Annotated in this window: 7 protein-coding genes; 5 read left to right on the forward strand and 2 right to left on the reverse strand. The window is 37.5% G+C overall.

The genetic code is table 11. The annotated features are described in order from the left end of the window. Nucleotides 1-36: 36 nt before the first annotated feature. On the reverse strand, nt 37-1,290 hold the full coding sequence (locus tag M0R16_07555) for a DUF4143 domain-containing protein (protein MCK9612743.1): 1,254 nt from the start codon (nt 1,288-1,290) through the stop codon (nt 37-39). 762 nt (nt 1,291-2,052) lie between these two features. Between M0R16_07555 and M0R16_07560 the strand changes: the two genes are divergently transcribed. The 4 genes from M0R16_07560 to M0R16_07575 all read left to right on the forward strand — a co-directional run bounded on the left by M0R16_07560 (nt 2,053) and on the right by M0R16_07575 (nt 6,255). Further along, nucleotides 2,053-3,009, forward strand: coding sequence for an NAD-dependent epimerase/dehydratase family protein (locus M0R16_07560; protein MCK9612744.1), 957 nt, complete (start codon nt 2,053-2,055; stop codon nt 3,007-3,009). Then, nucleotides 3,009-4,124, forward strand: coding sequence for a DegT/DnrJ/EryC1/StrS aminotransferase family protein (locus M0R16_07565; protein MCK9612745.1), 1,116 nt, complete (start codon nt 3,009-3,011; stop codon nt 4,122-4,124). Before M0R16_07560 ends, M0R16_07565 begins: the two co-directional genes overlap by 1 nt. Before the next feature lie 438 nt (nt 4,125-4,562). Further along, the gene (locus tag M0R16_07570) at nt 4,563-5,075 is read left to right on the forward strand and encodes an acyltransferase (protein MCK9612746.1); all 513 of its coding nucleotides are present in this window, start codon (nt 4,563-4,565) and stop codon (nt 5,073-5,075) included. A gap of 1 nt (nt 5,076) precedes the next feature. Then, the gene (locus tag M0R16_07575; GenBank protein ID MCK9612747.1) at nt 5,077-6,255 is read left to right on the forward strand and encodes a glycosyltransferase family 4 protein; all 1,179 of its coding nucleotides are present in this window, start codon (nt 5,077-5,079) and stop codon (nt 6,253-6,255) included. Nucleotides 6,256-6,299: 44 nt separating this feature from the next. Here the strand turns inward: M0R16_07575 and M0R16_07580 are convergent, their stop codons facing one another. Continuing rightward, the gene (locus tag M0R16_07580; GenBank protein ID MCK9612748.1) at nt 6,300-7,460 is read right to left on the reverse strand and encodes a DUF2079 domain-containing protein; all 1,161 of its coding nucleotides are present in this window, start codon (nt 7,458-7,460) and stop codon (nt 6,300-6,302) included. Nucleotides 7,461-7,818: 358 nt separating this feature from the next. On the opposite strand from M0R16_07580, the gene M0R16_07585 reads away from it, so the two are divergent. Beyond that, nucleotides 7,819-13,065 carry a PKD domain-containing protein gene (locus M0R16_07585; GenBank protein MCK9612749.1) on the forward strand — a complete coding sequence of 1,749 codons (5,247 nt, stop codon included), beginning with the start codon at nt 7,819-7,821 and terminating at the stop codon, nt 13,063-13,065. The last annotated feature ends 18 nt before the right edge of the window (nt 13,066-13,083 follow it).

A 13,083-nucleotide genomic window follows, 5' to 3' on the forward strand; every position in this document is an offset into this window, starting at 1 on the left:
GGTGTCAGTCACCCCGACACTTTCCAACGTTAATTATTATTTTCCCAATGATGCCAACGAAATAACATTTATTCCGTCTGGACGACGATAGCTCATTCCTGTTCCGGTAATAATGTTTAATGATTTCGGTAAATCCATTTTGGCAGTATCTATATTTCCTGCAAATTTTTTAAGATTTTTGGCAGCTTCGTCAATATAGCCAACTCCGAGTTTTATTTCAAAAGCGGCATAATCGCCATTACGTTTCTGCACAATAGCGTCCACTTCCAAGCCATATGAATCATTATAATGAAATACGTTTGCATCATTTGCATTAGCATACACATGTAACTCGTGCGTTACCAGTGACTCAAACAAAAAACCTGTATAATTCATATCTCTTACTAAGGATTCTTCATTTAATCCTAATGCTGCTATTGCCAAAGAGGTGTCACACAAATGTCTTTTGGGTGATTTACGTAAGGATGCCGATGAACGGATGTGCGGGTTGAAAGCAGGTTGTTCATATAAAATCATTAAGCGGGATAGTGCATCAAGATATTCTGTTATGGTATTTCGCGATAATTCGTTTCTATCGGAAGTTTTCACATCCTGCTCTAATGTTTTATTATCTGCCAGTGTCGCTGTGTTCCTTGCCAAAGAACGTAGTAAACTTCGCACTTTTAAGGGATCGCGCTTAACTCCCGAAACCCTGCTCATATCCACTTCGCAAAGTAAATCAACATAGCCGCTGTTCATTATGATGGCATTTTTTGCGTTTTCATTCAATAAAGCCGGCCACCCGCCTATCATCATTTTTTCTATTATGAAGTCAAGCGAAATCCCTGAATCATAAAATTCTGGGAAAGACCCTTGCAGTAAATCCGAAATCTTTACTTTTCCGGTCGAATAACCTAATTCCTGCCAGGACATGGTTTCCATTTGCACAAAAGTAAAACGCCCGGCGCCGCTATGCAGTTTGATGTTATCATTTGGATTAGTCGAACCCGTAAGAATAAATTGCCCTTTGGCTTTGCGATCATCCACTTCGTGCCTGACATAATTCCAAATTTCGGGTTGTTCCTGCCATTCATCAATCAACCTCGGGGTATCCCCGACCAATAAAAGTTTGGGGTTTGTTGCCATGATAACAGGAACCTGTTTGTCCCTGTCCATTTCTAAAACGCTTTTTGCAAATTGATTGGCTGTCGCTGTTTTTCCACAGGATTTTGGTCCTTTTATAAGTACAGCACCCGAAGCAGACAATTTCTCCTTCAAATCTTCTTCAATTATTCTTTTTATGTAACTCATAATTAGCTATATAATTACAATGCAAAGGTATAAATTATTTTCAATTGTGCAAAAAATAGAATTTTTATTGTGCAAAAAATAGGATTTTTATTGTGCAAAAAATAGATAATTAACGATTTGGTTTATAAGTAAAAATTATATTGATGTAAAACAATATTTACAAAAATGCACATAATTGTAAAAAATATTTTACAAAAATGGCGAAGGGGTCAGAACCAGGAAACTCAGCCAGCACTTGTTGTGCGAAGTTTGCAACTTCGCACTTATACTTGCCAATAGTTCATTAATTAGAAATAAGTATCTAACTTAGTAGAGCAGTAAACAAGCCTTATTCCGAATTGGCGAAGTTTAACCATAGAAAAAAGGGAAATTTTGCATTTTGTTTTTTGTCAACCTGGTTCAGGGCAAGACACCCCATCCCTTCCCCTACTGGTAGGGGAAGGGCGAGGGCAACGCGCGATGGCGAAGGGGTCAGAACTAGGAAACTTTTGCCAGACTGGTTCCGCTGAAAATCAAAAGTAGCTACGGTGGCTTCGGGAGCTTTAGCCGCCTTATGTGGCCTCAGCCAGCACCCGTCACCTGCACAGGGATACGATAAAAAATGAAACGAAATCTTGACGAAAGTGTCGGGGTGGCTGACACTATTGATGGCCGCGCAAAGTCACCCCGACACCTTCCAATAAACTTCGCACAACGAGGGATCAATTATAATAATAAACAAATTTGTAATGTTTTTTTTAAATTTGTAAAAAATTCTTATCAATGATAATAAATAAAAAGATTTTTATTACCGGAGGAGCGGGTTTTATTGCTAATACAATTATTAAAAACCTGATTGGTAACAATCAAATTGTCGCCTTTGATAATTTTTACAGAGATACATTATCACACAGTGAATATGCAAATCATAAAAACCTTTCAATTGTTAAGGGTGATGTACTCGACAAGGAAGTTCTCTTTAATTCTATGAAAGGCGCAGATATTGTTGTGCATGCAGCCGGAATTGCAGGTATTGATACCGTGATACTTGACCCGGTTCGAACCATGAGCGTAAATATGATAGGAACTGCAAATGCCCTGGAGGCTGCACATTTAAACAAAGTTAAAGACCGTTTTGTTGATTTTTCCACCTCCGAAATCTTTGGAAGCATGGCCTATAAATCTACTGAAGGAAGCAATACCGTCGCGGGTTCTGCGGGAGAAGCCCGTTGGGTATATGCTGTCAGCAAACTAGCCGGAGAACATCTTGCTCATGCCTATTACAAACAATATGGATTGCCGGTAGTTACAATCAGGCCTTTCAATGTTTACGGCCCGGGACAGACCGGCGAAGGCGCCCTGCAAATATTTATTAAAAGAGCGTTAAAAAACGAAGACATATATATTAACGGCGATGGTTCACAGATACGCGCCTGGTGCTATGTTGATGATTTTGTCGATTGTATCATGCGATGTATTGAAGACCCCAAAGCTATTGGGGAAAGTTTTAACATCGGGAATGCCAGGGCTGTAATAACTATTTTAGGTCTGGCTCAAGCGGTTTGCAGGGTATTAAAGTCAAAATCACGAATTTTATTCAGAGACCAGCTTTCAGCAGATATTGAACTTAGAATACCTTCCGTAGAAAAATCAGCAAAAGTGCTAGGCTTTAAGGCAAAAGTGGATCTGGATGAGGGCATTGAGAAAACGGCCGCATGGATCAAAAAAAATCTGATTTAATGATAAAACTTGCTTCACCGGATATACGTGATGAGGATATAGAGCGGGTTGTGGAAGTATTGCAGAACGGGGACCTGGTGCAGGGGGCTTATGTTAAAAAACTTGAAGACCAGGTAACAGAATATACGGGAACGCCATATTGCAGTCTCGTATCTTCCGGCACAGCAGCTTTGCATCTAAGCCTGACTGCCTTAGGTATAGGACGCGGAGATGCTGTTATTGTTTCTGCATTCACGTTTCCGGCCACGGCCAATGTTGTGGAGGTTACTGGCGCTGAAGTTGTCCTGTGCGATGTGGATTTACAAAGTTATGTGGTCAACCCCGGGACTCTCGAACAAACTATTGAGCAGAATAAAACAAAGAACCTCAAAGCAGTTATTATTGTCCATGAATTCGGTTATCCTGCCGAAATAAAAGAAATCTCCGGAATTTGCAAAAACCATGGTCTTTTTCTTATCGAGGATGCCGCCTGTGCTTTCGGCACAATTGCAGATGAGCATCATCCGGGATTTTATTCCGACATGGCGTGTTATTCCTTTCATCCGCGCAAAGCAATTACCACGGGAGAAGGCGGCGCCGTGGTTTCAACAAATAATGGCCTGATAAAAAAAGTTAATTGTCTGAAAAATCACGGCATTGAATATACAGGCAAAATAATGGATTTTATTGCTGCCGGTTTAAATTATAGAATGACTGATTTTCAGGCAGCATTGGCAATAGGGCAACTGAAAAGGTTTGATGATGAATTGGAAAAAAGAATCATACTGGCGGACCTGTATTCCTCGCTGCTAAAAGATCAAAATAAAATCAGCCTGCCCAAACATCATACGAATCATAGCTGGCAAAGCTTTATGATTATACTTAACAAAGAAACAGACAGGATGGAATTGATTGGCAAACTTGCACAAAACGGCATACAGACAAACCTCGGCGCACAAGCAATCAATTGCCTTAGGTATTACAAAAACCAATACAATTTTAATGAAAACACGGCGCCAAATGCATCCTTACTTTTCACTAAGGGCTTGGTATTGCCATTATATGGTAAATTAAATCAAAAGGATATCTGTTTTATCTCCGAAAAATTGTTGGGTATTATTAATAGTATTCTTTGATAAAATTGTATAAAAAGAAATTGAAAATATGAATACGGGGATTAATAAAATTAAAGAACCTGACTTTATTTTTAATGAGTTTTTTACGGTAATCTTCAAGCGGTTAAGATTAAATGAAGAAATAAATGAGGGAGTAAATGAGTTATATTTAACTATTATAAAAAATCCGGGATTAAGAGTTCCTGCTTTGTCTGAATAACTCAAAAACCTCAAAAAACCATAGAACGATGGGTTAAAGAACTTAAAAAAATAAATAGAATTGAATTTAGAGGAAACAGTAAAACAGGAGGCTACTATGCAATATAACTTAGAATTAATATTATGTAAAACTTTTCCCAATTCAATATATGTTTCTAAAGAAGGATTGGTTTTGCCATTATTAGGGAAATTAATATTGGGAATATTACTGATAATTTTGTTAACCTTACAATAAATAATATGCACAGAACACATGGTGATGGAACTTTTAACCTAGACCAATTCAGGGAAATTGGGAAAAATGTTGTTTTCGAAAAAGGTGTTATGATTTTTCACCCCGAAAATATTATCTTGGGTGATAACATTTATATCGGGCATCAGGCAATATTAAAATCATATTATAAAGGACTTATGACTATTGGAAATGGAACATGGATCGGACAACAATGTTTTTTTCATAGTGCGGGAAATATTACCATTGGAAAAAATGTCGGCATTGGTCCTTCTGTGAAAATCATAACTTCTTATCACTCAGAAGAAGGGAAGAAAAAACCCGTACTGCATAGTAAACTAATCTTTAAAGAAGTTATAATTGATGACGATGCTGACCTTGGAACCGGTTGTATTATTTTACCTGGGGTAAAAGTGGGGCAGGGAGCAATTGTCGGAGCAGGAGCCGTTGTAACCTCTGATGTAATGCCATATCATGTGGTTGCAGGTGTACCTGCAAAAACCCTATATATAAGAAAATAATATGAAAATCCTTTTAGTTTCCGCAATGTTTCCTCCAATACGAACAGGAACGTCGTTTTATTCACAAAATATTGCTCAAACTTTATACAATCATGGACATCATATTGTTGTTGCCACTGTAAAAAACACTGATGTTTTTGAGGATAACTGTTCTTTTCCGGTAATCAGGCTGAAGGCATGGCATATCAACTTAAAAAATTATTTCAAACATTTAAGGTTTAGCTCTGTATATATTTTTAATTATAAAAAGTTACTTCAAATTTCTATTGATAATGATATTGAAGCTGTACTATTGGTCAATCACTATCTAGACATTGCTTTCCCTGCAATTTATGTAACCAGAAAACTGAAAATATCATTATATATTTCCGTTGGCACCCAAATGCAATCACTAAATCCTATAAAAAACAAAATATTAAGAATTTTGGACAGGGTAATATGTGGAAGATTAATATTTCCTTTTTGCAAAAATATTATCTCTTGGGATACTGAAATTGAACGCTATATTAAAGAAGTGCAAAGAAAAAGTATTTCTGATAAATCTGTTATTATACCATTTGGTGTTAACGGGGATATTTCGCAATTCAACAATTATTTGCATAATTATTCCTTAACGGGGCAAATTATTGGTGTTGGTGCTATCATCAGCCAGCGTGATTATTTATTTCAGTTAAAGGTTTTTAAAGAATTACTGAACGATTTTCCTTCTTTAAAGTTAAAAATCATCGGACACATATATATTCAGTCTCCCATAAAACTTGCAGAAGAGTTGAACATCAGAGATAAGGTTGAATTTCTTGGAGAAATGCCTCATGAAATAGTTATTGATGAAATGAAGAAATCAGCTATACACTGGATGATGCTTTCAGGCAGTTATGTCGGGTTAGGCACAGCCACTATAGAAGCTATGTTGCTCGGCATTCCTTCTGTTTCTAATGCTCCCGAGACTCTTTTAGGAACACGATTATTGCATGATTTAGAAAATTATATTTTCATTGACGGGAATAATGATGTTTTAGCAGCAAAGAATAAAATCTGTAACATACTTTTAAATCAGGATTTAAGAAACAAAATAGGACAAGGGGGAAGAAGATTTGTTCAGGAAAATATGAATTGGGATAAAGTTGCTCATAAAATGATTGAATTATTCAGCAAGACAACTTCCTCTGCATTACCATAAATATTTAAAGATTAAAATATTCGGAATAAACAAATAAAACTTTATTATTTGTATTTTTTTGTTTTGAATTTAACCCCCAAGTATGTATATGTGTTGATTATTGTCATAAAGAACGAGTACAATATAAAAATATCGAAAGTTACAATATACCTGCTGTTAGTTGAAACGTTCGAAAAAACCGCTAACAAGATATTAATAAAATAAAAAGAAACAGCCGTAATAATCAGAAACTTGTCTTTATCTAAACTTGCGTTTTTGAATAAAAGAAAGACACTAGTTAAAAAGGACAATAATACAATGATATAGACCCCCACATTCCTCAGTAAATAAAAATACATTTTATTACCTAAATGAATAATGTATAGGTAATTTTTTTTGGAAACATCCGGTTTCTTTATATTCTCAACATATCTATCTTTTATATCCTTCAGTATTGCTGTTCTTATTTCAGGTGTTATTTGATATGGTAACCAATGACTAGTACTTTTTTTATTATCTTCAAAAATATTGAGCATGGTGATTAAAGCAGAATAGTAGAAACTTGCATTTTCTTCATAATAACAGCTTAAATAATATCTTACCAACTCATTTTTTGTCGAATGTGGCTTTATATAGGTTTCTCCAAACGACTTTTTATTTTCATCATTTAACAACGTATTCTTATTTGTAATAGTAGACAAAATTCTTTGTTTTTCTATAGGGAAAAAATAATTTTTAAAATATAAATTCAGTGAAGATAATACCAACAAAACTGCAAGAAATCCCAAAGCTGTTTTTGCAATAAATTTTTTATTTCTGTATTGTTTAAAGATTAAAAACATAAATGGTATTATAAAATAAACATAGCCGTTAGACCTTATCAGCGCAAGAAATATGATAGAAATAAAAACTAAAAACAAGTACTTTTTTTTGTTTGAATAAACCAAATTAATCAAAAATGCCAGTAACAAAAAGGTAAAACTGACAAATAAAGACTCTGTGTGAAAAGAAAATTCAAACGAGAGTATTGAATTATCGAAGAAATATAACAGAAGTATAACTAATAAAAACAGAGACTTTTCATTGAAATATTTTGCTGCTGTACTATAAATATAAATGGAAGCGCCTAAAAACATCAAACTCTGGAAAACAATTACCAATACCCGAGAAACATTAAAAAAGGCGGTAAGTAAAAGCGGATAGCCCAACGGCACTTCTATTGCCATCTTTGAAATTTCTCCAATGCGATTATTTTTGATCAGGTATGCAATATAATAATAAACGTATGAATCGCTTGTCAGCCGGGGGGCGAAATAATTTATATAAAAGGGAAGCCTTGTGTATAAGAAAATCAGGATGATCAGCGACAGGCCGGTTATCAGCAAGAAGTTTTTATTTTGAAATTTCGTAACCAACCCCCGTAACATTTTTTTAAATGTTATATTTTCAGGACAAAGATAAGCCATTAAATGTTTTAATCCAGGATTTACAATACAGTTTATTATTTATTAAAAAAACATTACCTTTGTTATAATAAACAAAGATTCCGGCTTTAATTTTAAAAACCGTTTATTATATAAAAACATGAAATTTTTTTTATTAAAAATTCTGTTTCTAATTTCCTTTTTTTTATGCAGAATACAGGTCTTTGGTCAAATTCCCAATCAAAATCTTATTTTCTGGCTTGCATCCGATACAGGTGTTGTTTTAACAGGTGGAAAGGTATCACAATGGTCTGACATCAGCGGCAATAATTTCCATGCTATTCAGAGTACTGCTGCAAATATGCCCTCGAAAGTTGATTTTGTCCTTAATAATAAACCAGTAATAAGATTTAACGGAATCAATAATTTTATGGTTATCAATTTCGGAGATACGTTGCTTCAACCCAATACTATTTTTATTATTTATAAGATCAACAGCGGGGCGCCCTGTGTTTTCGACGGCGTTGCCGCATCACATACGGCCGACCGGCACGCTATTCAATATTTTTCGGGCAAAATCAATATGCATGCAGGTAGTCTTTTTGGATATAATAAGACCATTCCTTTTTCCTATATCATGAATTCATGTTCATTCAACGCGTCTAATTCCAAATTCTATGAGAACGGAATTCTTAAAGCATCGGGAAATCCGGGTTCAAGCTCAGTTCACGGTATAAGGCTTGGCTCCCGATGGAGTAATGATCTTTTTCTTAATGGAGATATTGCCGAAATAATTTTTTATGATACCTTATTAAGCGATCCTCAGCGTATTCAGGTAGAAAATTATTTAATGAATAAGTACGGTGGCAATGTCAACCTGGGAGCAGACATTTTGGTTCCTTACGGTTTTTGCGACACAAGCTTGTCTGCGGGAAGCGGTTTCAGCAATTATCTGTGGTCGACCGGCGACACCACGGCCGCTATCAGTGTAAACAAAGCTGGAACCTACTGGGTAAGGGCTTACGATATATTCGGGCGTGAGACAAGGGATACTATTAATGTTGAATATCCTTACCGAAAACTCAATTATCAGGATACCACCATCTGTTTCGGTGACACCCTGATTGTTAAACCCCTGATATCAGGCCTTTCACATTACACCTTGCTGTGGTCCGACCTGTCAACGGATACTGTTCTGCCGATCACTCAGCCGGGAAACTACTATGCTAAGATTACCGACTCTCTCGGTTGTTTTGTATATTCCGACACTATCACGATTGCCGTGAACAATTTCCCTGCTGCGGCAACGCTGGGCAACGACACTGCATTTTGTGCCGGAAACACACTGGCATTATCCGCTCCGGGATATAATGTCAGCTCCTATTTATGGACCGGTGGTTACACAGGCAGCAACCTGGTTGTTTCTACAACAGGGGATTACTGGGTGCAGGCCACCGACAACTACGGGTGCATAGCGCGGGACACCATCCATGTGAATATCATCGGGGTGGCGCCAATGGCATTGTTTGCTGCTGACAGTGTCTGCCTGAACGATACCACACACTTTACCGACCTTAGCACAGCCACACTACCCGATAATATTGTTAACTGGCAATGGTCTTTCGGTGACGGAGCATCTTCATCGGACCAGAATCCACAACACTTGTACCTCTCCGCAGGACCGTATAACAGCAGTCTTACCGTAACAACAGATGTTAGCTGTGCCGGGACACTTACTTTTCCTGTCATCGTTTATGGATTGCCGCATGCTGCGTTTTCATCTGTTCTCCTTAGCTGTACCAATACCAACAACCCATTTACCGATTTGAGCTCCTTCCCCGCAGGAGATTCTATTAACGCTTGGTATTGGGATTTTGGTGACACACAATACAGCAATATTCAGCACCCGGGACATGCCTTTGCTGATTCAGGCGCATATACAATCACACTTATTGTTTATACCGATAAAGGATGCCCGGATACGGCATCGTCCCCAATATTCGTAAAATCCCCGCTTTCACCGCCTCCTGCTGATTTTTCACTCTTATATCCTGCAAACAATGCTGTTGTGGATGACACCCTGATCAATTTTTTATGGGAGACAAGTTATGGTGCGATTGTTTATTCTTTGCAATTGGCAGATGACATAGATTTTACCATCAATCCGATCACATACGACAGTATTTTGAGTACAAACTTTACCGCAAACATTGGATTTATCCCCAGGTATTGGAGGGTTCTGGCTTACAACGTCTGTAATGCACTAACTTATTCTGCAAAAAGAAGCGTATCCTATTTCGCACCACCATCAATACCGGATTTGAAACTTTGGTTAAAAGCCGATAATGTTATATTGAATGACACAACGGTTAGTATCTGGCCCGACTGCAGTGGAAATGGTAATAATGCGGTACAGCCGGCATCAGTCAATCAGCCTGCTTATCATTCTTCAGTAACCGTCTTAAATAACAAACCCGTGGTTTGTTTTGATGGAACCAATGATTATCTAATTGCTGATTTTGGCGATACCCTCACACAGCCAAATACAATTTTTATTATTTATAATATTAACAGCGGAGCCCCCTGTGTTTTCGACGGCATTGCCGCATCACATACGGTCGACCGGCACGCAATTCAATATTTTACGGACAAAATAAATATGCACGCCGGTAATCTTTTTGGATATTATAAGTCAGTTCCTTTTTCTTATATATTAAACACCTGCAGTTTCAACACTACCAATTCAAAACTCTATGAAAACAGCATACTGAAAGCTTCAGGCAATCCGGGTTCAAGCTCGGTTCACGGTATAAGGCTTGGCTCCCGATGGAGTAACGATCTTTTTCTTAATGGCGATATAGCCGAAATAATTTTTTATGATACCTTACTTGCAGATACAAATCGTCAGAAAGTGGAACAATACCTAAGAGATAAATATGCCCCCCCTGTATATCTTGGAAGAGATATTGAAATTCCATACAACCTTTGTAATATAACTTTAGATGCCGGAGAGCGTTTCACAAATTTTTTATGGAATACCGGAGATACTACACAAACCCTTAATATTATTCAAAGCGGAACCTATTCGGTTACTGTTACAGACATATTTGGTTTTGTATCCAGTGATACCATTCAGGTTAACATACCTTATTTTATTACTCATGATACCGCTTTTTGTCTAGGGGACTCAATACTTTATTCTGTGAATATGGGCAATGATTATTCATATTTATGGCTGCCCGACAGTGTTACAACGAATTCATGTGTTATTAAACAAACGGGAGAGTATTCCATTACTGTTTTCGACACTCTGGGCTGTCACAGGACAAAATACTTTACCGTTGCAGCCGATCCCTTTGCCGAAACTGCTACTCTTGGGCCCGACAGAAAGATTTGCCGGGGGGAATATATAGGCTTGCTCAGCGGCGCTCAGGAAGCGGTGTCTTATCAGTGGTCAAACGGCACGGGAGAAAACATGATACAGATAAATGATGCTTTCGGCACATCACCAAGCTATTCATTGACCGTGAGCAGTAGCAACGGCTGTACCGCCCGCGACACCATTGCCCTGAATGTTAACGGTGTGCTTCCGCTGGTTTCTTTTACCAATGATTCCATATGTTTTGGAGACGAAACCCATTTTACAGACCTTTCGTCTGTATCGCCTCCTTTTTCAATAATTCAACGGCAATGGGATTTTGGCGACAGTACCACCTCGGATTTGCTAAATCCGGCACATTTATTTTTGCAGGACGGAAATTTTCAAACATCACTGACCGTTACAACGGATTCGGGCTGCGTAAAAACTTTCAGCAAAAATGTTACAGTGTTTTCCATGCCCCGGGCAAATTTCCTGCCTTACGAGGGGTGTAGCGGAACCGCCATAGCTTTTTCGGATATGACCTTATGCCCTTATGGAGCTTTGACCGAATGGAGTTGGGACTTTGGCGATACTAACAACCCGGAAAATGACACTTCCGTATTACAAAATCCCGAATATATTTATGATTCATCGGGCGCTTATACAATAAAACTAATTACAGCTTCTGAAGCGGGATGTATGGATTCGGCAACACATACCATAGAAATTAAGAATTCTCCTGTTGTTGATTTTTACAGCAATGAACCCTGTGAGGGATTGCCGGTATATTTTTACAGCCAGGTTACTATTCCACCCTGGGAAAGTATTACAAATTACAACTGGGACTTTAATGACGGGAACGTATCGGATATTTCAAATCCTATTCATAATTACAGTACTCCCGGCATCTATCATGTTACCTTAAGCGTTAAAAGTATCAACGGATGCAAAGCATCTATCAATAAGCCCGTTACTGTGGGAGCACGTCCTCTGGTTGATTATATGTATTCAAACACTTGTGTGTTAACACCGGTTTATTTTACAGATTCGAGCACGGTCAATCCCGGAAATATTCAAGAATGGTTATGGAATTTTGGAGGCTTGGGTTATTCACAACAGCAAAACCCCTCATTTATTTTTCAGGATACGGGATTATATAATGTAACATTAGCTGTTACGACTGATTTTAACTGTACCGACAGTATTACACTTCCAGTTAGGGTTTATCCGGTTCCTGATGCTGCTTTTTCCTTCTCTCCCGAATATGGCATACCTCCATTGCCCGTGAATTTTATCAATTTAAGTTCCGGGGCATCCAGTTATATGTGGTTTTTTGGAGATGATATATCAGATACCAATACCCATCCCGTTCATACTTATTTAAGCGAGGGGATTTATCAAATCTTACTAATGGCTTATAATAATGCAGGATGTTATGATTCGGCTTCTGATATGGTTTATGTAATACCCACAGTTTCTGATATTGCAATAACCAGTGTTGAGTATGAACTTAATGGGGGGCTTCTCTCGGTAACTGCCGGACTTATGAATGCCGGAACCAGAAAAATTGAAAAGATTGACATGTCAGTTGTATTACAAAATGAAAATATCATTCATGAAAACTGGGAGGGGACCTTACATGAAGGCGAAACCTTACAATATAATTTTTCATTTCAGATTGATGTTTCTCCCTCTGATGATATAAATTATGTTTGCGCTCAGGCTGTGCTTCCGGATATTGAAGATGACAATACAGAAAATAATAAAAAATGTTTAGCATTAAATGATGACTTTATTGTTGCAGAACCATATCCAAATCCCACAAAAGAAAATCTTAGCATTATTTACATTCTGCCTTTTGAAGATAATGTGCAAATACAACTGTTTGATATCATGGGCAGGGAAATCAAAGAGTTATTTTACGGAGAAGGCAGTGATGGGTATAATGTGTTGAATTATGATATAAGTGCCCTGCAAAGGGGCTTATATACGTTAAGAATAACGTACCGTGAAAAATCCTTACGTAAGAAATTTGTAAAATTATAGAAACTTTATGCTGCCAGA

The sequence above is a fragment of the Bacteroidales bacterium genome (assembly GCA_023228145.1).
Classification (GTDB): domain Bacteria; phylum Bacteroidota; class Bacteroidia; order Bacteroidales; family CAIWKO01; genus CAIWKO01.